At 65.1% G+C, this 22,082-nt stretch carries 20 protein-coding genes and 1 pseudogene; 14 read left to right on the top strand and 7 right to left on the bottom strand.

Going from position 1 to position 22,082, the window contains the following annotated elements; genetic code table 11:
* Positions 1-291: 291 nt before the first annotated feature.
* From A3M7_RS0118670 to recQ, 4 genes are all read left to right on the top strand, one after another.
* Complete coding sequence (locus A3M7_RS0118670; RefSeq protein ID WP_027545295.1) at positions 292-1,593, top strand: O-acetylhomoserine aminocarboxypropyltransferase/cysteine synthase family protein; 1,302 nt, start codon at positions 292-294, stop codon at positions 1,591-1,593.
* A 12-nt stretch (positions 1,594-1,605) separates the two neighbouring features.
* Complete coding sequence (locus tag A3M7_RS44455; protein WP_049823518.1) at positions 1,606-2,649, top strand: homoserine O-succinyltransferase; 1,044 nt, start codon at positions 1,606-1,608, stop codon at positions 2,647-2,649.
* 71 nt (positions 2,650-2,720) lie between these two features.
* On the top strand, positions 2,721-3,464 hold the full coding sequence (locus tag A3M7_RS0118660) for a polysaccharide deacetylase family protein (RefSeq protein WP_027545294.1): 744 nt from the start codon (positions 2,721-2,723) through the stop codon (positions 3,462-3,464).
* A gap of 246 nt (positions 3,465-3,710) precedes the next feature.
* Positions 3,711-5,576: a DNA helicase RecQ gene (recQ, locus tag A3M7_RS0118655; protein ID WP_027545293.1), complete on the top strand. Its 1,866-nt coding sequence runs from the start codon at positions 3,711-3,713 to the stop codon at positions 5,574-5,576.
* Positions 5,577-5,766: 190 nt separating this feature from the next.
* Here recQ and A3M7_RS0118650 read toward each other — a convergent pair whose 3' ends face one another.
* On the bottom strand, positions 5,767-6,780 hold the full coding sequence (locus A3M7_RS0118650; RefSeq protein ID WP_027545292.1) for a 1-aminocyclopropane-1-carboxylate deaminase: 1,014 nt from the start codon (positions 6,778-6,780) through the stop codon (positions 5,767-5,769).
* 163 nt (positions 6,781-6,943) lie between these two features.
* On the opposite strand from A3M7_RS0118650, the gene A3M7_RS0118645 reads away from it, so the two are divergent.
* Complete coding sequence (locus A3M7_RS0118645; protein WP_027545291.1) at positions 6,944-7,408, top strand: Lrp/AsnC family transcriptional regulator; 465 nt, start codon at positions 6,944-6,946, stop codon at positions 7,406-7,408.
* A 6-nt stretch (positions 7,409-7,414) separates the two neighbouring features.
* On the opposite strand, the gene A3M7_RS0118640 is transcribed toward A3M7_RS0118645, so the two are convergent.
* The 3 genes from A3M7_RS0118640 to A3M7_RS0118630 are packed head-to-tail and all read right to left on the bottom strand — an operon-like array spanning position 7,415 to position 11,182.
* Positions 7,415-8,719, bottom strand: coding sequence for a citrate-proton symporter (locus A3M7_RS0118640; RefSeq protein ID WP_027545290.1), 1,305 nt, complete (start codon positions 8,717-8,719; stop codon positions 7,415-7,417).
* A 25-nt stretch (positions 8,720-8,744) separates the two neighbouring features.
* Positions 8,745-10,205: an NAD(P)-binding domain-containing protein gene (locus tag A3M7_RS0118635; protein ID WP_027545289.1), complete on the bottom strand. Its 1,461-nt coding sequence runs from the start codon at positions 10,203-10,205 to the stop codon at positions 8,745-8,747.
* Positions 10,202-11,182, bottom strand: a complete 981-nt coding sequence (locus A3M7_RS0118630; RefSeq protein WP_027545288.1) for a LysR family transcriptional regulator — start codon at positions 11,180-11,182, stop codon at positions 10,202-10,204. The genes A3M7_RS0118635 and A3M7_RS0118630 overlap by 4 nt, the downstream gene beginning before the upstream one ends.
* A gap of 87 nt (positions 11,183-11,269) precedes the next feature.
* Here A3M7_RS0118630 and A3M7_RS0118625 point away from each other — a divergent pair, with 87 nt between their 5' ends.
* The 4 genes and pseudogenes from A3M7_RS0118625 (at position 11,270) to A3M7_RS0118610 (ending at position 14,169) form a co-directional block, all read left to right on the top strand.
* Complete coding sequence (locus tag A3M7_RS0118625; protein WP_049823521.1) at positions 11,270-12,427, top strand: PLP-dependent cysteine synthase family protein; 1,158 nt, start codon at positions 11,270-11,272, stop codon at positions 12,425-12,427.
* On the top strand, positions 12,424-12,915 hold the full coding sequence (locus A3M7_RS0118620) for a CMD domain-containing protein (protein WP_027545286.1): 492 nt from the start codon (positions 12,424-12,426) through the stop codon (positions 12,913-12,915). The genes A3M7_RS0118625 and A3M7_RS0118620 overlap by 4 nt, the downstream gene beginning before the upstream one ends.
* Positions 12,912-13,499 carry a peroxidase-related enzyme gene (locus A3M7_RS0118615; RefSeq protein ID WP_027545285.1) on the top strand — a complete coding sequence of 196 codons (588 nt, stop codon included), beginning with the start codon at positions 12,912-12,914 and terminating at the stop codon, positions 13,497-13,499. The genes A3M7_RS0118620 and A3M7_RS0118615 overlap by 4 nt, the downstream gene beginning before the upstream one ends.
* Positions 13,500-13,609: 110 nt before the next feature.
* Positions 13,610-14,169 (top strand): annotated as a pseudogene (locus A3M7_RS0118610) (carboxymuconolactone decarboxylase family protein).
* A gap of 66 nt (positions 14,170-14,235) precedes the next feature.
* Here A3M7_RS0118610 and A3M7_RS0118605 read toward each other — a convergent pair.
* Complete coding sequence (locus A3M7_RS0118605; protein ID WP_027545284.1) at positions 14,236-15,105, bottom strand: hypothetical protein; 870 nt, start codon at positions 15,103-15,105, stop codon at positions 14,236-14,238.
* 215 nt (positions 15,106-15,320) lie between these two features.
* Between A3M7_RS0118605 and A3M7_RS0118600 the strand changes: the two genes are divergently transcribed.
* Entirely contained in the window at positions 15,321-15,569 is a 249-nt protein-coding gene (locus tag A3M7_RS0118600; RefSeq protein WP_027545283.1) for a hypothetical protein, read from the top strand.
* Between the two features lie 9 nt (positions 15,570-15,578).
* Here the strand turns inward: A3M7_RS0118600 and A3M7_RS0118595 are convergent, their stop codons facing one another.
* A complete protein-coding gene (locus tag A3M7_RS0118595) occupies positions 15,579-16,517 on the bottom strand; it encodes an alpha/beta hydrolase (protein WP_027545282.1) in 939 nt (312 codons plus the stop codon).
* Between the two features lie 229 nt (positions 16,518-16,746).
* On the opposite strand from A3M7_RS0118595, the gene A3M7_RS0118590 reads away from it, so the two are divergent.
* A complete protein-coding gene (locus A3M7_RS0118590; RefSeq protein ID WP_027545281.1) occupies positions 16,747-17,634 on the top strand; it encodes a branched-chain amino acid aminotransferase in 888 nt (295 codons plus the stop codon).
* 299 nt (positions 17,635-17,933) lie between these two features.
* Here A3M7_RS0118590 and phaR read toward each other — a convergent pair whose 3' ends face one another.
* Complete coding sequence (gene phaR / locus A3M7_RS0118585) at positions 17,934-18,530, bottom strand: polyhydroxyalkanoate synthesis repressor PhaR (protein WP_027545280.1); 597 nt, start codon at positions 18,528-18,530, stop codon at positions 17,934-17,936.
* A 306-nt stretch (positions 18,531-18,836) separates the two neighbouring features.
* Here phaR and A3M7_RS0118580 point away from each other — a divergent pair, with 306 nt between their 5' ends.
* From A3M7_RS0118580 to A3M7_RS0118570, 3 genes are all read left to right on the top strand, one after another.
* A complete protein-coding gene (locus A3M7_RS0118580) occupies positions 18,837-20,015 on the top strand; it encodes an acetyl-CoA C-acetyltransferase (RefSeq protein ID WP_027545279.1) in 1,179 nt (392 codons plus the stop codon).
* A 249-nt stretch (positions 20,016-20,264) separates the two neighbouring features.
* Complete coding sequence (phbB, locus tag A3M7_RS0118575) at positions 20,265-20,990, top strand: acetoacetyl-CoA reductase (RefSeq protein WP_027545278.1); 726 nt, start codon at positions 20,265-20,267, stop codon at positions 20,988-20,990.
* A gap of 169 nt (positions 20,991-21,159) precedes the next feature.
* Entirely contained in the window at positions 21,160-22,029 is an 870-nt protein-coding gene (locus A3M7_RS0118570; protein WP_027545277.1) for a DMT family transporter, read from the top strand.
* Positions 22,030-22,082 lie beyond the last annotated feature (53 nt).

Here is a 22,082-nt window from a genome sequence, read left to right as displayed (position 1 = left end):
GCTACCCTCCAAGGCTTTGCCCTAGGGAATCACAATTGACGAATTACGCAACAGGCCCACAAGGGGAGAAGGGTAAGCACGGCACGAGGCGCAGCAAGGCGCGCACCAAATTCGTTAATCCAATTTGATTGGTATTTTAGCCAATTCACCAATAACCGTTAGGGTTACTTCCTCGATCTCTAGGCGAATTATTGCCCGCTTTACCACCCGCCTCTAACACGAGGACGGCGGACAACGCACATGCCTCATACAGGCCAATAAGTGCGGCCCGCTCCACGCGGAGGTGGCACGATGCGCAACGAGACGATCGCTATTCACGCGGGCTATGAGCCCGAAGCCACCACGCACGCGGTTGCCGTGCCGATCTACCAGACCGCGGCCTATGCCTTCGACAGCGCCGATCACGGCGCGGCCCTCTTCAATCTTGAGGCCGAGGGTTTCCGTTACAGCCGCATTGCCAATCCGACCAGCGCGGTGCTGGAGAAGCGCATCAGCCAGCTCGAAGGCGGCGTCGGTGCGCTCGCGGTCGCGACTGGCCAGGCGGCGCTGCATTTCGCCTTCGTCAACGTCGCCGATCACGGCGGCAACATCGTGTCCGTGCCGCAGCTCTACGGCACCACGCACACGCTGCTCTCGCACATTCTGCCGCGCCAGGGCATCACAGGCCGCTTCGCCGAGAGCGACAAGCCGGATGCAATCGAGAAGCTGATCGACGAGAACACCCGTGCGGTGTTCGCCGAGACCATCGGCAATCCCGCCGGCAATGTCTGCGACATCGAGGCATTGGCGAAGATCGCGCACGCCCACGGCGTGCCGCTGATCGTCGACAACACGGTCGCAACCCCGATCCTGCTCAAGCCGTTCGACTACGGCGCCGACATCGCCGTGCATTCGCTGACCAAGTTCCTGGGCGGCCACGGCACCACGCTCGGCGGCGCCATCGTCGATTCCGGAAACTTCCCCTGGGCGAAATACGCCGACCGCTTTCCGGCCTATAACAAGCCGGACGCTTCCTATCACGGCCTCGTCTATGCCGAGCGCTTCGGCAGGACCGCCTATATCGAGCGCGCGCGCAGCGTCTATCAGCGCACCATGGGCTCGGTGCTCTCGCCCTTCAATGCCTTCCTGCTGCTCCAGGGTATCGAGACCGTGGCGCTGCGCATGGAGCGCCACGTCGAGAATGCACGCAAGGTCGCCGAATTCCTCCGCACCGACCCGCGCGTCGCCTGGATCAACTACACTGGCTTCCCGGACAGCCCCTACTATCCGCTGGTCCAGAAATATCTCGACGGCAACGCTTCCTCGCTGTTCACCTTCGGCATCAAGGGCGGCATGGAAGCCGGCAAGGCCTTCTACGATGCCCTGAAGCTGATCACGCGCCTCGTCAATATCGGCGATGCCAAGTCGCTGGCCTGCCATCCGGCCTCGACCACGCACCGGCAGATGTCGGCGGAGCAGCAGCGCGTCGCCGGCGTGCTGCCGGAGACGATCCGCCTGTCCATCGGCATCGAGCATGCCGCCGATATCATCGAGGACATCGACCAGGCGTTGGAGAAAGCCTGTCCGTCGTCGCGCCTCCAGGCCGCGGAGTAGGCGACGGCCCCGATGACGATCCTGATCAACAGGGATCATGGGATATCGAGCCCGGCACTGGTGCCGGCTGAGGGCGATCTGGCGCGCGATCATGCCGGCGCCGAGCTCACCATCGGGCTGATCAACAACATGCCCGATCCGGCGCTGAAGGCGACCGAGCGGCAGTTCATGAAGCTGCTCCAGGCCGCCGCGGGCCCGCGCCGCATCCGCTTCCACTGTTTCTCGCTGCCCTCGGTCAAGCGCTCGCCCGAAGCGAAATGGCACGTCGAGAGCGAATATTCAGATCTCGCGGATCTCAAGCGTCAGCGATTCGACGGGCTGATCGTGACCGGCGCCGAGCCGGTCGCGCCCGAGCTCGACCAGGAGCCGTACTGGCGCGACCTCACCGATCTGGTCGACTGGGCCAAGGCCAACACGCGCTCGACGATCTGGTCATGCCTTGCCGCGCATGCCGCAGTCCTGCACCTCGACGGCATTGCGCGGCAACGGTTGCCGGCCAAGTGTCACGGCATCTTCGACTGCGAGGCCGTCACGACCGATCCGCTGACGCATGCCGTGCCTGCGCCGCTCAAGGTTTCGCATTCGCGCCTGAATGAGATTGTCGAGAGCGACCTCGATCAGGCCGGTTATCGGGTGCTGACCCGGTCGGCTCTGGCCGGCGTCGACGTCTTCGTCCGCCAATATGCCAGCCGCTTCGTGTTCTTCCAGGGCCACCCCGAATATGACGCATTGTCGCTTCAGCGCGAATATCTGCGCGACGTCGGCCGCTACCTCGCGCGTGAGCGCGAGAATTATCCGCATTTGCCCGTGAGTTATTTTGACGCAGCGACGGAAGAGAAGCTTGTGCGCTTCGAGAAGCAGGCGAGGCACCAGCGCCATCCGGCGCTGACCAATGACCTGCCGGCGCTGAACTTGCGCGCTGATATCGCCGCCGGCAGCGCGGCGGCGGCCCTATTCCGCAATTGGCTGCAGTATCTCGGTGCGGAAGCCGAGGCCGCGGTCCTTGCGCGCCAGCCCAAGGGCGTTGGTTCCGCGTTAGGATTACCCAAGCGTTAAGCTTGCCTCAACCGGCGCGCGAATGTTTCAGTAGAGAAATACGGAAACACAGAATCACAGGAAACGCAGTCGTGTGGTCGGCACTCCAGGGACGCGTGAGCAATCGGCTCGCCCGGCACTTCCGTGCCGCGCCGCACCGGCTGCCCGCGCATGCGCCGATGGTGAGCTTTACCTTCGACGATGCCCCCGATAGTGCCGCCGGCGAGGGCGCCTCGCTCCTCGAAGCGCATGGCGGCCGCGGCACCTATTACATCGCCGGCAGCCTGATCGACCGGCCGTCGGATCACTGGCATGGGCTGTCGAACGACGCGATCGTGCGGCTTCACCGTGCCGGCCACGAGATTGCATGCCACACCTTTTCGCACCAGTGCGCGGTCGATCTCGACGAGGCCGCCATGACCCGCGAGATCGAACGGAACCGGAGCCATCTCCGCGCCATCGATTCCTCGATCACGCTGGAGAATTTCGCCTATCCGTACGGCCTCGCCTCGGTCTGGCGCAAGCCGCAGCTCGCAAGAACCTTTCGCTCGGCACGCGGCATTCTGCCCGGCGTCAATCGCGACGTCATCGACCTCCAATTCCTGCGCGCCTCGCCGCTGGTCGATTGCGAGATCGATACGGCGGGCGTCGATCGTTATTTCGACGAGGCGGTCGAGAGCGGTGGATGGCTCATCTTCTACGGCCATGACGTCGCGAACGCGCCGAGCCCCTATGGCTGCACGCCGCAGCTGATGCGCCATGCGCTTGAGGCGGCCGGCAAGCGCGACATGCCGATCGTGACCGTTGCGGAGGCATTGCGAAGGATCGGGGCGTAGCGTCTTTCTTCCTTCTCCCCTTGTGGGAGAAGGTGGCGCAAAGCGCCGGATGAGGGGTCTGTTTCAGCGAATCAACCTCTATCGAATCCGTCGAGAGAACCCCTCACCCGTCTCGCCGCTACGCGGCGAGCCACCCTCTCACAAGGGGAGAGGGGAAGACTCGGCCTTGCCGCGCGAACGGCCTTGCCACGCCCGCGCCAGCATGCGACTGGCCTTGTGACGAATCCCACGGCCTCCGACACACCCATGAACGTCCCTTCCATCGCTCCGCTGCCCGCGCCGGCCAACGGCCGCGACGCGCTGTCGGTGCTGCATTCGGTGTTCGGCCTGCCGGGGTTCCGCGGCGCGCAGGGCGAGATCATCCGGCACGTCACCGATGGCGGCAATTGCCTGGTGCTGATGCCGACCGGCGGCGGCAAGTCGCTGTGCTACCAGCTGCCGTCGTTGCTGCGGGAAGGCTGCGGCATCGTGGTCTCGCCATTGATTGCGCTGATGCGCGACCAGGTCGCCGGCCTGCTCGAGGCCGGTGTCAACGCCGCGGCGCTGAACTCGTCGCTGACGCCGCAGGAGGCCTCCGACATCGAGCGGCGCCTGATCGCGGGCGATCTCGACCTGCTCTATGTCGCGCCGGAACGGCTGGTGACGCCGCGCTGCCTGTCGATGCTGGCACAGGCCAAGGTCGCACTGTTCGCCATCGACGAGGCGCATTGCGTCTCGCAATGGGGCCACGACTTCCGCCCCGAATATGTCGGCCTCTCCATCATCGCCGAGCGGTTCCCCGAGGTACCGCGCATCGCGCTGACCGCAACCGCCGACGAGCTGACGCGGAAGGAAATTGTCGAACGGCTCCAGCTTGGGGGCAGTCCGCAATTCGTCTCCAGCTTCGACCGCCCCAACATCCGCTACGAGATCGTCGACAAGCGCAATGCGGTGTCGCAGCTCAAGGAGTTCATCCGGGAGCGCCATGCGGGCGACGCCGGCGTGGTCTACTGCCTGTCGCGCAACCGGGTCGAGGAGGTCGCCGCCGCGCTCGACGATGCCGGCATTGCCGCGCTGCCCTATCACGCCGGGCTCGACAGCAGCGTGCGCTCGCGCAACCAGGATCGCTTCCTCAACGAGGACGGCATCGTCATCGTGGCGACCATCGCCTTCGGCATGGGCATCGACAAACCCGACGTGCGCTTCGTCGCCCATCTCGATCTGCCCAAGAGCATCGAGGCCTATTACCAGGAGACGGGACGCGCCGGCCGCGATGGCAAGCCGTCCGCGGCATGGATGGCCTATGGCCTCTCCGACATCGTGCAGCAGCGCCGCATGATCGACGAGTCCAGCGGCTCCGACGATTTCAAGCGCGTGTCGATCGGCAAGCTCGACGCGCTGGTCGGGCTCGCCGAGACCGCGCAGTGCCGGCGCAGGCGGCTGCTCGCCTATTTCGGCGAGATCGTGCACGGCGAAACCTGCGGCAATTGCGACAATTGCCTGACGCCGCCGAAGATGCGCGACGGCAAGGTGCTGGCGCAAAAACTGCTCTCCTGCGTCTATCGCACCGGCCAGCGTTTCGGCGCAATGCACCTGATCGACGTGCTGATCGGCCGCCTGACCGAGAAGGTCACGCAGTTCGGCCACGACAAGCTGTCGGTATTCGGCATCGGGCGCGAGCTCAACGAAAAGCAGTGGCGCACGGTGCTGCGGCAGCTCGTGGCGATGGGCCATTTGCAGAGCGACAGTGAAGCCTATGGCGCGCTGAAGCTGACGGACTCCGCACGCGGCGTGCTACGCGGCGAGACCGAGGTGTGGCTGCGCGAGGAGGCGCCCGGCGCCCGCATCCGTTCCAGCCGCGCCAAATCCCGCCGCGGCGATCTCGCGCCTGCCGCAAGCGCTCCGCAAGGCGACGTCGATCCAGAGCTGCGCGCGCGGCTGCGCTCCTGGCGCTCGGACGTCGCGCGCGAACGCGGCGTGCCGGCCTATGTGGTGCTGCACGATGCCACCATCGACGGCATCGTGCGGGCCTGGCCGACGACGCTGGACGAGCTCCGCAACGTGCCCGGCATCGGCGACAAGAAGCTCGAGCATTACGGCGACGAGCTGCTGCGGCTGATCAGGACGCGGTAAGGGGGCGAGCATCCCTCCACGTCGTCATCCCGGACAAGCGCAGCGAAGCGGAGCGCAGATCCGGGATCCATACCGCGTGATTTGTCTTGGGGCAGGCGCGACGACGTTCTTCGCCAAACTGCTCCCTGGGGTTATGGGTCCCGGCCTTCGCCGGGACGACAGCTGTAAATGAGGCGCGAGGCGGGCAACCTCAGCCATTCCTGAACGCATACCCGTAGCCGTTGAGCGCGGGCGCGCCGCCGAGATGCGCGTAGAGGACCTTCGCGCCCTTCTCGAAATAGCCCTTCTGCGTCAGGTCGATCAGACCCTGCATCGACTTGCCCTCGTAGACGGGGTCGGTGATCATGGCTTCGAGACGAGCGGTGAGGCGGATCGCTTCCTTGGTCTCTTCCGACGGCACGCCATAGGCGGGATAGGCGTAGTCCTCGATCAGCACGACATCGTCTGCAACGATGTCCTTGCCGAGCTCGACGAGCTTGGCCGTGTTCTGGGCGATCGAGAGCACCTGCGCCTTGGTTTGCGCCGGGGTGAACGACCCGTCGATGCCGATCACCTTTCGCGCGCGGCCGTCGGCGGCGAAGCCGACCAGCATGCCGGCATGGGTCGAGCCGGTGACGGTGCAGACCACGATGTAGTCGAACTTGAAGCCGAGCTCGGCTTCCTGCTTGCGCACTTCCTCGGCGAAGCCGACATAGCCGAGCCCGCCAAATTTGTGCACGGAGGCGCCGGCGGGAATCGCGTAAGGCTTGCCGCCCGCGGCCTTCACCTCCTCGATCGCCTGCTCCCAGCTCTTGCGAATGCCGATGTCGAAGCCGTCGTCGACCAGGCGCACGTCGGCGCCCATGATGCGCGAGAGCATGATGTTGCCGACACGGTCATAGACGGCGTCCTCGTGCGGCACCCAGGCTTCCTGCACCAGGCGGCACTTCATGCCGATCTTGGCGGCGACGGCGGCGATCATGCGGGTGTGGTTGGACTGCACGCCGCCGATCGAGACCAGCGTGTCGGCGTTCGAGGCGATCGCATCCGGGATGATGTATTCGAGCTTGCGCAGCTTATTGCCGCCATAGGCGAGACCGGAATTGCAGTCCTCGCGCTTGGCATAGATCTCGACATTGCCGCCGAGATGCTTCGACAGCCGCTCCAGCTTCTCGATGGGCGTCGGGCCGAAGGTCAGCGGATAGCGCGCGAATTTTTCCAGCATGGTCAGGTCATCCCGATTGGTGTTGAGCTGGCCGCAGCGACTAGCATAGGTGATAAGGAATGTGCTCTCGAATGCTGCGCCCGTATTGCATGTTATCTTGCGGCGATTGGCAAATGAGGTAATATTTCTTTCAGAAAATGCTCCAATCTCGGAAGCTTCTTCCATGTCGTCCCGGCTAGACCGCGTTGACCTTAAGATCTTGAGATTGCTGCAAAATAACGGCCGGCTCAGCAATGCCGAGCTGGCCGAAACCGTCGCAATCAGCCCCGCGACCTGCCATCGCCGCACCCAGCGCCTGTTCGAGGACGGCTTCATCGCCACTGTGCGCGCCATGGTTGCCCCGAAGAAGGTGGCAAAGGGGACCCTGGTCATGGTCGGCGTCGTGCTGGACCGCTCGACGCCGGAAAGCTTTGCCATCTTCGAGCAGGCGATCGCAAAGCTGAAATTCGTGCTCGACTGCCACCTCGTCGCCGGCGACTTCGACTATTTCCTCAAGATCCGCGTCGGCGACATGGAGGACTTCAACCGCATCCATGGCGAGCAGCTCATCGCGCTGCCCGGCGTGCGCCAGACCCGCACCTTCTTCGTGATGAAGGAAGTCGTCGACAACGCGCCGCTGGAGTTTTGAGCGGCTTCACGATGCCTGTTCGACGACGCCGTCCGCGACCTGCTCCCGCTCTGCGTCCTCCGGCCGCATCGCGATCACCGCCATCAGCCCGAGGCCGACGCCGATCATGACATAGAAGATCGGCGCCAGCGGGGAGCCGGTGAGCGCGATCAGCCAGGTCACGAAGAACTGGGCAAAGCCGCCGAACACCAGCACCGCGACGTTGTTGACGATCGCGAGCGCGGTCGAGCGAATGCGGATCGGGAACAGCTCGACCAGCGTGGTGCAGTAGACGCCGAGGAAGAAGGCGCTGAAGAAGCCGATGACGACCTGGGCGACCAGCAGCCTTGCGATCGACGGCTCGGAGATCACCCAGGCATAGAGCGGGTAGAGCGAGACGAAATAGCCGATCAACGAGACCAGCAACAGCGGCCTGCGCGGATAGCGGTCGGAGACGGCGCCCGCGATCGGCACGACGATCACCATCACGATTGCCGCGATCATCTGCACCAGGAAGCTCTGCATCAGCGGCAGCTTCAGCACCTCCTTGGCGTAGGTCACGGTGTAGCCGAAGGTGACGTAGAACGACACGGCGCTCGCCACCACCATGCCCATGCCGATCAGGAAATTGCGGCCGGGATTCTTCAGCGCGGCGATGAAATTGTCCTTGTGCACCGTCGCCATGCTGCGCCGGGAAGCTTCGGGCTCGATGACGCTGGCGCGCATATAGAGCAGGATCGGAACGATCACGAGACCGACGAAGAAGGGAATGCGCCAGGCGCCGGCGGCAAGCTGCTCCTGCGTGAACGCCAGCGTCAGGGTGGCGCCCAGCACTGCGCCGAGCACGTTGGCCATGAGCTGGCCGGCGATCTGCCACGATCCATAGAAGCCGGTGCGGCCGGGAGGCGCCGCTTCGATCAGATAGGCGGTCGAGGTGCCGAACTCGCCGCCGACCGAAAAGCCCTGCAACAGCCGCGCCAGCAGCACGATCAGCGGCGCCGCAATGCCGGCCGTGGCGTAGGTCGGCGTCAACGCCAACAGCGCGACCGACACGGCCATGATGCCCATGCCGAGCGTCATCGCCGCCTTCCGCCCCTTGCGATCGCCGAAATAGCCGAGCACGAGGCCGCCGATCGGCCGCATGAAGAAGCCGGTGCCGAACAGCGCGGTGGTCAGCAGCAGCGCGTTGATCTCACTGCCCGGAATTTTCGGGTCGACCGGGAAGAACAGGTTCTTGATGATCGGTGTCATCAGCGCGAACACCGTGAAGTCGTACCACTCCAGCGCATTGCCGGCGATCGCGGCCGCGATGGCTTTCCTGTTCGTCTGCATCTCTCGCTTGCCTGTCCGGTTGCGCCTATTCGGCGGGTTGATGGGTGACGTCGGCATCCTGCCATTCGTCGCCGGAGAGTTCCGGCGTGGCGAAGGCCTTGAGGTTGGCGAAATGAATCTCGCGATCCTCGACGAACAGGCGACGGACGATGCCGCGCGCAAGCCGGTCGGCGCCCTCGCTGATCGCAGGGATATCGCCGGAGAGCTTTCCGTGGCTCAGCGTCGCCGGATAGTTGAAGCAATGCAGCCGCGCCAACATGGGGCAGGCGCCGGGCTCTTTCTCCAGGAACTGGAAGCTGTCGCCGAGGTCTGGCGAGTTCTCCAGCTCGGCATTGTCCATGCCGTCAGGTGCCGGGAAGCGGTCGCACCAGAAGCGGATATGCGGCGCGAACTCGGCAAGCTCGTCGCGCAACGCGAGGTCGACCTTGAAGCCCGTGCCGAAGATGATGAAATCGGTCGCGTAGCGGCCCTTCGGCGTCGTCACCATGAGATGGTCTCCCGCGACGACGAGATCATCGATCGGGCTTGCGAGATGGAAATGCGCCTGCGGATAGGCGGAGACGCGCAGCACGCTTTGACGCGGCGGCGGCGTCTGCGCCTTCAGCGTGTGATCGAGGAAACGCCATTTCCAGTCATCCGACAGGCCGGCAAAGCCGTGGACGACGCCCTGGCTGCCGATGCCGGTGAACTTGTTGACGCGCGGGATGTCCGCGCGCCGAATGAAGAGGTCGAGCCGCGCTGCGCCCGCCTCCAGCGCCATCGCTGCGTTGTCCATCGCGGATGCGCCCGCGCCGACGACGGCAACACGCCTGCCGCGAAGTCTCTCGAAGTCGATGGGGGCGGACGAATGCGCCCAGAAACGTCGGTCGATGCCGTCGCACAGCGGCGGCACGTAAGCACCGCCGAGGCCGTCGCGCCCCGTCGCCAGCACGACGTGGCGCGCGAGAATTTGCCGCGACGTGCCGCCTTCGCTGATTTCGAGTGTGAACAGTTCATCGGAGCGCGCGTGGATTCGCTCGACCGAAACCCCGTTGCGGACCGGCAGGCCCAGCACCTTGCGGTACCAGATCAGGTAATCCATCCACATCGTGCGCGGCGCGCGGTCAAGCGCCTGCCAGGCCTGCCTGCCATATTGCGCCTCGTAGAAGGCGCGGAAGGTCAGCGCCGGCATGCCCATCGCAGGGCCGGTCAATTCCTTGGGCGAGCGCAGCGTCCGCATCCGGGCGAACGTGACCCAGGGACCTTCCTCGCCGACGCGCGCGCGATCGAGCACGAGCTGGTTGTCGACGCCGAGACGCCTGAGCATGGCGGAGGCGACGAGGCCGGCCATGCCCGCGCCGACGATGACGACGTCGATGACGCTCTCGCCATCGACGACGCGGCGCGGCACCCACGACTTGGCCGGCAGTTCGAGCCAGGCCAGATCCTGCTTCAGGCGCGCTTCAAGCGCCGCGAGGCCCGCCACGTCAGGTGTCATCGTCGTCATGAGGGAGCTTTCTCGAATTCACTGGTTTCATCGCCGGCCTCGGCCAGCGCGGCGGCGCCGCTATGCAGCCTTGCGCCAGGCATCAGCGCGACCGCGGCGCGCAGTGCGTCGTTGAGCGCGGCGACCGTCGGCGTCAGCTCGCGCCCGGTCGGCGCAATCGCGGCGAACAGGAAGGGAATGGACACGTCCAGGGGCCGGGTGACGACACCCTCCACCGGCAGGCTGGAGGTCAGCACCGGCTCGACCACGGCGATGCCGAGCGACTGCTTGGCCATGGCGATCGCCGTCAGCGAAGCGTTGGTGTCGATGACCTCAGCGGGCACGACACCCTCACGCTCCAGCGCCTCCTCCACCCGGCGGCGAAGCCGGTAGGGGTTAGCCATCGTCAGCAGCCGGACGCCAGCAAGATCCTTCAGGCGAATGACCTTCTTCTTCGCCAGCGGATGATCCATCGCGAGGCACGCGACGCAGGGCACCTCGCAGACCCACTGTACGTCGAGCCCGGGATGCTGGATCGGCAGGCTCGCAAGGCCGAAATCGACCGACTGCGACAGCACCGATTGCACGACGTTCTCGGCCGAGAGCGCCTGCACGTGGACCTGGCTTGGCAGCAACTCGCGTTCGAGCGCTGCGAGCGCAGCCGGGACGAAGCCGGCCGCCAGCGCCGGGATTGCCGCCAGGCTGAGCACGGGAAGCGCACCCGCACCGATCGCGTTGGCGCGCTGGCGGATGTGCTTCAAGCCCATCAGCAGCCGCTCGACCTCGGCATGAAACAGCACGCCCTTTGGCGTCGGGCTGATGCGCGGGCCGTTCCGGGTGAACAGGAGATAGCCGACGTCAGCTTCGAGATCCTGGATCTGACGCGTCACGACCGGCTGCGATCGGCCGAGCAGCCGCGCCGCGCCGGTGATGCTGCCGGCCGACATCACGGCGGCGAAGGCCTCGAGAAGGCGGATGTCGATAACGTCCTGGTTCATGGCCATGTCGCCTACATTATGTGGATATAGAATGAACAATATTTCTTGATGTGCAAGAAGTATTATGAGAGGATTCTTGTCATGCCGATGGAGCCAACCCCCTTTCGCCACCACAATCCGGCCGGACCGGCCTACCGGCGCGGCTGGGTCGACGAGGCTGTAGCTGCGATCGAGGCCGACCAATGCCGCACGGCCGACACGCATCTGATCCGGCTGATCGTGCCCGCGCTATCAGGCATCGATATCTATCTGAAGGACGAGTCCACGCATCCGACCGGCAGCCTGAAGCATCGGCTGGCGCGCTCGCTGTTCCTCTACGCGCTCTGCAATGGCCACATCGGTGAAGCCACGCCCGTCGTCGAGGCATCGTCGGGGTCGACCGCGGTGTCGGAAGCCTATTTCGCGCAGATGATCGGCGTGCCCTTCTACGCCGTGATGCCGCGCACGACCTCGGCGGAGAAGATCGCCGCGATCGAGCATTATGGCGGCAACTGCCATCTGATCGACGACGGCCGCGCGCTCTATGCCGAGGCTGCTGCGCTCGCCACCCGCCTGAACGGCCACTACATGGACCAGTTCACCTTCGCCGAGCGCGCCACCGACTGGCGCGGCAACAACAACATTGCCGAATCGATCTTCACGCAATTGCAGGGCGAGCCGCGCCCGCTGCCGGACTGGATCGTGATGGGCGCCGGCACCGGCGGCACCTCGGCCACCATCGGACGCTATTTGCGCTATCGCCAATATCCTACGCGGCTCTGCGTCGCCGATGTCGAGCATTCCGCCTTCTTCGACTGCTTCCGTTCGCAGGACCGCTCCCGCGTTTGCGAGCGGCCCTCGCTGATCGAGGGCGTCGGCAGGCCGCGCTGCGAACCGTCCTTCGTGCCAGGCGTTGTCGACCGCATGATGAAGATCCCGGACGTAGCAACGATTGCGGCGATGAACGTACTGTCGCGCCGGCTGCGTCGATCCGTCGGCGGGTCCACCGGCACCAATTTCCTGGCGCTGTGCCGCATTGCTTCGGAGATGCGTAGCGCCGGCCAAACCGGATCGCTGGTCACGCTGATCTGCGATTCCGGCGAGCGCTATCGGCAGACCTATTATGACCCCGCATGGCTGAAAGCACGCGGCCTCGATCCAACGCCATTCGAGACTGCCCTGTCGTCGTTTTTGGATACGGCGCAGCCGCTGGCGCTCGCCGTCGAGGATGTTGTCAATCCACAGAGCCCGCGGAGTGTTGCTTGACCACGCTGATCGAAACCATTGCCGGCGTGCGCGCGGCGTCACCGCTCGGCCAGACTCTGAACGCCCGCGCCGAGATTTTGCGCCTCAGCGAAGCTGCCCATGACGCGGTGCTGCTGCCGCGCGAACCCGGCGGGCTGAGCCACGGCCTGCGGGCGGCGCTCGCGGCGCGGATGTGCCGGCACGTCGGCGACGAGGCGCTGACCGCGCATTACGAATCCTATCTGGCGCATGCGAGCGATCTCGACCTGGCCGCCCTCGCATGGCCCGGCGGCGTGTGTGGCGATTCCCTGCACGACGCCATGGCCCGCCATGCCGACCTGCTGACGCTGTCGCCGCGCGAGGCGACGCGACAGGACATCGCGGCGCTGAAGACGGCCGGCGTCAGCGAGGCCGATATCGTGCGGTTGTCCGAGCTTGCCGCCTTCGTGAACTACCAGCTGCGGGTCCTGGCCGGCCTCAGGCTCCTGAAAGAGGTCGAAGCCCGATGAGCGAGGTCGTCCACAACTTCACCGCCACGATCCCGACCTGGTCGCCCTATGTCACGCCGGTCGAGCTCGCCTCGGCGACGTCAGAGCAGCTCGCGGCGATGAAGGTCACGCCCTCCAACAAGGGCGTCTCGCCTTACGTGCTGACGCTGGCGCATGACCCGGAATCGCTCGCGGTGCGCTCGCCGCTGTTCAACCTCATCATGTATGGCAAGGACGGCTTGTCCGCGGCCGAACGTGAGCTCGGCGCGCTGAGTGCCTCGGTCGTCAACCGCTGCATCTATTGCGCCGCCGTGCACGCCTCACGCTTCATCAGTTACTCCGGACGCAACGACGTCGTCGAGGAGATCTTCGCCGACGAGCGCGATGCCACGCTGGAGGCGCGCCAGCAGGCACTGTTCAATTTCGCTACAAAGCTCTCGACGACGCCGATCGAAGCCACTGCAGAGGACGCGCGCGCACTCGGCGAGGCCGGGCTGCGCGAGCTCGAGCAGCTCGACCTGGTGCTGTCGGCCGCGATCTTCGGCTGGGCTAACCGGCTGATGCATACGCTGGGCGAGCCGCTGGCGCGCTCGGAGGCGCCGTAACCGACGCCGTCGGGCGGTGACCGGCCCCGGACCGAATGTCACGGCAACTTCACTTGCCATGCACACGCGTGCGGGCGAGCTTCGCGGCGTCTCAACGAGGAGATCCTGCCGTGCGCCTTCCCATTCTCGATCCGAAGGATCTGACCGACGAACAGAAGCCGCTCTATGACGACATGCGAGCCGGCATCAAGGACCATTTCAAAGGCTTTGTGAACATGCGCGACGACGGCGCGCTGCTCGGGCCCTGGAATCCCTGGATCCGCGAGCCGCGCTTCGGCAAGCCGGTGTGGGAGCTGGTCAAGGCGATCGCGTCAAACCCGCTGCTGCCTGCGCCGGTGCGCGAGGTCGCGATCCTCGTCACCGGCTCGCATTTCCGTTCCGGCTACGAGCTCTATGCCCATGTGCTGGTGGCCGAGCAGCGCGGCCTCTCCGACGAGAAGCTCGCGACCATCGTCGCCGGGCAGCGGCCGGTGGATCTCACCAAGCAGGAGGCGGTCGCCTACGATGTTGCATCGGCGCTCGTGAGCGGCGGCGTGCTGCCGGAACTGACCTGGCGTGCCGCGGTCAAGGAATTCGGCGAGCATGGCGCGGCCGAGCTGTCCTATCTCGTCGGCTCTATTGCATGGTCTCGGTCACGCTCAACACCTTCGACGTGCCGGTGCCGGAGTAGCCGGCGCCTTGTTCTGTTCGAGCATGATCTTTTCGGAAAACCGCTGCACACTTTTCCGGATCATGCTCAATTCCGTACGGCGTAGAGCGGCGTGCGCAGTGTCAGCTGGTAGGACGGCTTTGGCATCCACGCGATCTGCGCGGTGATGCCGAACAGGCGGTTGTCGTTGTCGTCCATGCGGTCGAGATCGAGCCGCAGGATCGGTTGGGTGAAGGACTCCGCCAGCGTTCGCCCTGCGATCTGCGCGCCGCCGAACGACTGCACGCCGAGCCGTCCGGTGAACTTCCAATTGCTCGGCCATTGGTAATAACCGCCGGCATAGAGGATCGTGTTTGGCCGGATACTGGCGAGCTGGCTCGCGATATCGGTGTGGGTGTATTGCACGCCGGCAAGCCAGCCCCGCGTTTCGTCCTCGTCGAGCGCGTAGTCGAATTCCAGGATGTTGTTGAACGAAGTCGTCATGCCCTGCTCGTTCGGCACCGACTGCGTCAGGGTCGATTGCAGCGTGATGGTCGGGATTTTTCCGCCGTTCTGCTGATAAAGGTCGGCCTGCACGCCGATGTTCCAGCTTGTGATGTCGAATGCCGACCAGCCGCCGCCGATGTCCGTCGTCGAGCCCGACACGCCGCCATAGAGCGATACGCGATCACTGACATCGACCGTCAGCGGCAGGTCGACGGCAATGGATTTTGCGGCGGGCAGGCCGTTCGGCAGCGTCGTGCCCCTGCTCGCCGCCAGCGCTTGGAACGCGGCCGACAAGGACGTGTTGCCGAAGCCGATCCCGCGCGTGCCAGCGGGTATCGTCGCATAGGTCGTTCGAAGATCGAGATAGAGGTTCGGGACATCAGGCTTTGCGGATTCGTCCTTCTCGTCAGCGGCAAAGGCAGCGCCCACCGACATCGTCAGGCACAACAGTCCCAACGCAGCAGGGCGCAAGGCCTGAAGATCCGATCGGCGGTGATGAGGCACGTGACAATCCGACGCGTGGCGATTTAATGGTGGAACCGTTGTTAGATGGAACGTGATCGTTCGTGGGGTCAAGCGCTATCCGCAAGCGATGGACTGCACGGATGCACGCGGTTACTCTGCCGTGATCGCACCGACACACGCGCCGGCCGGAGTGCAGGCCGGACAATTGAAGGACGACAGCCATGAATACGTCACGCCGCATCCTGCTCACCGGTCTGGCGGGACTCGCCGTGGCCCCGACTGCCGTGGCCGCTGCCGTACCGTCGCCCGAGCCCGACGACGTGACGGTAGCCGAAGAGCGCTTCGCGCGCACGATTGCGGCCGCCCATGCGCCCAATGTCACCTGCGTGCGGCAGGCCGAACGCTATGCGGATGCGCATTGGCCCGAATATGTCGTGGCAGCCAGAGCCGTGCTCGACGCGCGCGTGTGATTCGCGCTTTTACGTCTCCACCGCCCGCCGCACCTGTTCGCCGATCTGCGACAGCACGAGCTGTGCCTGCGGCAGGATCGCGCCCATGGCGTGGAAATTGTGGACCATGCCGTCATGGCAGACATGCTCGACGGCGACGCCTGCGGCGAGCAGCTTGCGCGCATAGGCATTGCCTTCGTCGCGCATCGGGTCGAACTCGGCGGTATGGATGATCGCGGTCGGCAGGCCCGCAAAGCGGGTCGCGCGCAGCGGTGAGATGCGAGGATCGGCGGTATCGATGTTGCTGCCGGGCAGGTAGTCGGCGAGATCGGCCTCGATCGTAATGCGATCGATCAGATGGCCCTCGGCGAACGCCTCGCGCGAAGGCGAGGTCTCCTCGAAATCCAGCACCGGGCAGATCAGGCATTGCGCGACGATGGAGAGGCCGGCGTTCTGCAGCGCCTCCTGGCACACGATCGCGGCGAGCGTAGCGCCGGCGGAATCGCCGCCGACCACGAGCCTCTCGGCGTCGATGCCGAGGGACGACGCTTCACGCGCGACCCATTCGGTGGCGGCGATCGCGTCGTCCACCGCGGCGGGGAATTTGTGCTCCGGCGCGAGGCGGTAGTCGACCGAGACCAGGCGGCAGCCGGTGGCATGCGCAAGCGCCGCCGCGATGCGGTCGTGCGTGGCGATGCTGCCGGCAACCAGGCCGCCGCCGTGAAAGAACACGAAGCCCGGCGCGCGCTCGCTGGCGCTTGCGGGCGAATACAGCCGATAGGGAACCTCTCCGCCGGGGCCGAGCAGTGTGCCGTCGGAGGCGGTCACGTCAGGCGCGTCAGCGCGCGCAAACTGCATCAGCTTCGCCAGCGACTGCCGCCGCGCCTCGACGCTTGGCCGGCTTCGCGCCTGCGGCCCTGCCGCAGCCATCATGGTCAACAAACGCTTCGCGAGCGGATCGAGCGGCATGGACCTTTCCTTCTCCCCTTGTGGGAGAAGGTGGCGCGAAGCGCCGGATGAGGGGTTCTCTCGGCAGATGAGATCGCGGATAGAGACCCCTCACCCGGCTTCGCTAGCGCGAAGCCACCCTCTCCCACAAGGGGAGAGGGTAACTCACCGCTTCCCCGCAGGGAATCATTTAGAATTTGGCCCCAATAGTCGTGCCATATTGCGGCATCACGCCAAGGGGAGGCCGGTCATGGCCGAGATCAAGAAACCCATCGAATATTCGCCGAGCTGGACCTTCTTCGAGGGCAAATGGCACGACGGCAATGTGCCGATCATGGGCCCGCGCACGCATGCGGCCTGGCTCGGCTCGGTCGTGTTCGACGGCGCGCGCGCGTTCGAAGGCGTCGCACCCGATCTCGACCGTCACGTCGCCCGAGCCAATCAATCCGCGGTCAACTTTGGCCTGAAGCCGGTGGTCGATGCCGGCACCTGGCTCACGCTCGCAAACGAAGGCATCGCGCGTTTCGCGGACAATGCCGAGCTTTATGTCCGTCCGATGTACTGGGCGCAGAACGGGGCGGGCGGCGGCGTGCTGTTCGACCCCGAGACCACCAACTGGTGCCTGTGCATTTACGAGGCGCCGATGCCCAAACCCGTCGGCAACGCCATCACGCTGTCGCCGTTCCGCAGGCCGACGGCCGAATGCGCGCCGGTCGAGGCCAAGGCGGCCTGCCTCTATCCCAACAATTCGCGCGCGCTGGCGGAGGCCGCTGCGCGCGGCTTCCAGAACGCGCTGATGCTCGACATGCTCGGCAATGTCGCCGAGTTCGGCAATTCCAACGTGTTCATGGCCAAGGACGGCGTGGTGTTCACGCCGGTGCCGAACGGCACCTTCCTCAACGGCATCACGCGCCAGCGCGTCATCGGCCTGCTTCGCGCCGACGGCGTCACCGTGATCGAGACGACGCTGCGCTATGCCGACTTCCTCGCCGCCGACGAGATCTTTTCAACCGGCAATTTCGCCAAGGTCGCGCCCGTGATTCGCATCGACGAGCGCGAGCTGAAGCCGGGCCCGCTCTACACCAAGGCACGCAAGCTCTATTGGGACTTTGCGCATGCGGTGAAGCTGGCGGCGTAGGGCCGCCTGTCCCGTCATTGCCTCGCTGCGCTCGCAATAATGATGCGGAAGCACAATATCTCCCCAACGTCGTCCCGGCCTAGTGCGCAATTGCGCACGGGGGGCCGGGACCCATAACCACAGGATGTGGTTTGGCGATGACTCGGGGTTACCTGCGTCGTGCCGCAACTCCTCCCTGGGGGTATGGGTCCCGGCCCCCGTGCGCAATTGCGCACTAGGCCGGGACGACAGCGGAGCAAGTGGCAGCATCGGAAGAAATAGCAGGCAGAGCGCTAGGTGCGCCGGCGCAAACGAAGAAGCTACTCTTCCTTCTTCGACATCCGCTCGAGGCGTTCCTGCATTTCCTTCATCTGCTGGCGCAGATCGTCGATGTTGCTGTCCTTGGCCGGCTCGGCGCTCGCATCGGGCTCGGGCTCTGGCGCAGCCGCCGGGCGGACCGCGCCAGGCGCGAACGGCTTGAACATCGAGAAAGTCTGCTGGAACAGCTCCATGTTGCGGCGGACCTGTTCCTCCAGCGGCGCAAAGGGCGTGCCGGACAGCGTGTTGGCGATCTGCTTGCGGAACTTCTCCTGCTCCTGGGTCAGCGTCGCGATCGACTGTTCCAGATATTTCGGTACCACCATCTGCATGCTGTCGCCGTAGAAGCGGATGAGCTGGCGCAGGAAGGTGGTCGGCAGCAGATTCTGGCCGGCCTTGTTCTCCTGCTCGAAGATGATCTGGGCCAGCACGGAGCGGGTGATGTCGTCGCCGGTCTTGGCGTCGTAGACCAGGAAATCTTCGCCATCCTTGACCATGGCGGCGAGGTCTTCCAGCGTCACATAGGTGCTCGTTCCGGTGTTATAGAGCCGGCGGTTCGCGTATTTCTTGATGGTGGTGGGTTGGTCTGATTTCGCCATGGGCTCTCACTTGCAAGACGCTGAGAACGGGAACCCGGCGGGCCAATGCCGCAGGGCGGGAAGAGTACGCAACGCAACAAAATAAGCATTTTCAAAGGGGTCACGCTACCGTTTTGTGCGCCACGGTTAATCGGGCAGCAAAAACGTGCTTGCGAAAGCGCCAAGAACGCTATTTTGAATGCGTCGCGGCATGAATTCGGCCACCCGCCGATTGACATGCCGCAATGACGTTAACAGGATGCCGTCCGAGACTGGCGAGCCGTTTCCCCAGCCCCGTCTGCCCCCATTCAACCCCAGGAGATGCCCATGTCAGACGATGTCGTCATCGTCAGCGCCGCCCGCACCGCGGTCGGAAGCTTCAACGGAGCGTTCGCGACCCTTCCCGCCCATGATCTCGGCGCCGTCGCCATCAAGGCCGCGCTGGAGCGTGGTGGCATCGAGCCCGGGCGGGTCTCCGAAGTCATCATGGGTCAGATCCTGACCGCGGCTCAGGGTCAGAACCCGGCCCGCCAGGCCTCGATCGCCGCCGGCATTCCGGTGGAGAGCCCGGCCTGGGGCGTCAACCAGCTTTGCGGCTCGGGCCTGCGCACGGTCGCGCTCGGCTACCAGGCGCTGCTCAACGGCGATTCCGAGATCGTGGTCGCCGGCGGCCAGGAATCCATGAGCATGGCCCCGCACGCCCAGTATCTGCGCGGCGGCGTCAAGATGGGCGCGCTCGAGTTCGTCGACACCATGATCAAGGACGGCCTGTGGGATGCCTTCAACGGCTACCACATGGGCAACACTGCCGAGAACGTTGCGCGCCAGTGGCAGATCACCCGCGCCCAGCAGGACGAGTTCGCGGTCGCCTCGCAGCAGAAGGCCGAGGCCGCGCAGAAGGCCGGCAAGTTCAACGACGAGATCGTCCCCGTCACCATCAAGACCCGCAAGGGCGACGTGGTCGTCAGCGCCGACGAATATCCGCGTCATGGCGCAACGCTCGATGCGATGGCCAAGCTCCGTCCCGCCTTCGAGAAGGACGGCACGGTCACCGCAGGCTCTGCTTCCGGCATCAATGACGGCGCTGCCGCCGTGGTGCTGATGACCGCGAAGCAGGCTGCCAAGGAAGGCAAGAAGCCGCTCGCGCGCATCGTGTCCTGGGCTCAGGCCGGCGTCGATCCGAAGATCATGGGCTCGGGCCCGATCCCGGCCTCGCGCGCCGCGCTGAAGAAGGCCGGCTGGAACGTCGGCGACCTCGACCTGATCGAGGCCAACGAGGCCTTCGCGGCGCAGGCCTGCGCCGTCAACAAGGACCTCGGCTGGGACACCTCCAAGGTCAACGTCAACGGCGGCGCGATTGCGATCGGCCACCCGGTCGGCGCCTCCGGCGCACGCGTGCTGGTGACGCTGCTGCACGAGATGCAGAAGCGCGATTCCAAGAAGGGCCTTGCCACGCTGTGCATCGGCGGCGGCATGGGTATCGCGATGTGTCTGGCGCGCGACTGAAGATAGCTGACGCGCAGCTTACGTGGATCTTGCGCGTGCGCTGCACACATAAGTGAGTGCGTTGCACGCGACTAAAAAGGCGGCGATTGCAAATCAAATATTCTTCGCAACCGTATTAGCCTCGACTAAAGAGAAACGCCCGGCTCACGCCGGGCGTTTTGTTCTTGATGTCCGTCAAACGTCCCGCATAATCCGCATCTAAAACGATCACTCAGAAACGTCCGAAGAGTCCAAGGGAAGGAATACGATATGGCACGTGTTGCATTGGTGACGGGTGGTACGCGGGGCATCGGAGCTGCGATCAGCAAGGCGCTGAAGGCGGCGGGCTACAAGGTCGCGGCTAGCTATGCCGGCAACGATGCGGCGGCGGAGAAGTTCAAGGCCGAGACCGGCATCGCCGTCTACAAATGGGACGTCAGCAGTTTCGACGCCTGCGCCGAGGGCGTGAAGAAGGTCGAGGCCGAGGTCGGCTCGATCGACGTGCTCGTCAACAATGCCGGCATCACCAAGGACGGCGCCTTCCACAAGATGAGCCTCGAGCAATGGAACGCCGTGATCGGCACCAATCTCGGCTCGCTGTTCAACATGTCGCGCCAGGTGATCGAAGGCATGCGCGGGCGCAAGTTCGGCCGCATCATCAACATCTCCTCGATCAACGGCCAGAAGGGCCAGTTCGGCCAGGTGAACTATTCCGCCGCGAAGGCCGGCGAGATCGGCTTCACCAAGGCCTTGGCGCTGGAGAACGCCAAGGGCGGCGTCACCGTGAACGCGATCTGCCCCGGCTACATCAACACCGAAATGGTGCAGGCGGTGCCGAAGGACGTGCTGGAAAAGTCCATCCTGCCGCTGATCCCGATCGGCCGCCTTGGCGAGCCCGAGGAGATTGCGCGCGCGGTCGTGTTCCTCGCCGCCGACGAGGCCGGCGCCATCACCGGCTCGACGCTGACGGTCAACGGCGGTCAGTACATGGTGTGATGCGATCGCATCACGCAGGCTGATATCGACGACGTCGTCATGCCCGGGCTTGTCCCGGGCATTTGTCCATGCACTGTCATTCCGGGGCGCCGCAATAGCGGCGAACCCGGAATCTCGAGATTTCCGGGTTCGGCTCTTCGAGCCGCCCCGGAATGACGAGGCGATTTAAATGGCTCCCCGCACCGCGACGCTGATCGGATTGACCGCGATCCTGATGTGGTCACTGCTGTCAGTGATGACGGTGGCGACCGGAAAAATCCCGGCGTTCCAGCTCGCCGCGATGACCTTCGCGATCGGCGGCCTCGTCGGCCTCCTCACCTGGATCGGCCGTGGTGAGGCGGCGAAAAGCCTGCGCCAGCCGTTGGTCGTGTGGGTGGTCGGTGTTGGCGGCCTGTTTGGCTATCACGCGCTGTATTTCCTCGCGCTGCGCTTCGCGCCGCCGGCTGAAGCCGGTCTGCTCAACTATCTCTGGCCGCTGCTGATCGTGCTGTTCTCGTCGTTCCTACCGGGCGAGCGGCTGGCCGTGCATCACATCGTCGGCGCCGTGCTCGGCCTCGTCGGCACTGTGCTGCTGTTCGCCGGCAATACCTCCGGCTTCGCGCCGGGGGCGGTGCCGGGGTTGATCGCGGCCTTCATCGCGGCCTTCGTCTGGGCAACCTATTCGGTGCTGTCGCGCCGATTGAAGGCGGTGCCGACCGACGCGGTCGCGGGCTTCTGCCTCGCCACATCAGTGCTCGCCGCACTGATGCACGGTGCGCTCGAAACCACCGTGTGGCCCGAGACCACGGTGCAGTGGCTTTCGGTCGTCGCACTCGGCATTGGCCCCGTCGGTGCCGCGTTCTACGCCTGGGACATCGGGATGAAGCGCGGCGACATCCGCGTGCTCGGCGCCGCCTCCTATGCGACGCCGCTATTGTCGACCGGCTTCCTCATCGCCGCCGGCTTCGCCAAGGCCAGTGCCAACATCGCCATCGCCGCGGTCCTGATCGCCGGCGGCGGCCTGATCGCGGCGAAGGACATGGTGCTCAGGAAACGGTGACTGTCATTCCGGGGCGCACGACGTACGAACTCGGAATCCATTTATCCGCGTCA

This window comes from Bradyrhizobium sp. WSM2254 (assembly GCF_000472645.1).
Lineage (GTDB): Bacteria > Pseudomonadota > Alphaproteobacteria > Rhizobiales > Xanthobacteraceae > Bradyrhizobium > Bradyrhizobium niftali.
This window is presented reverse-complemented; position numbering and strand designations above follow the sequence as displayed.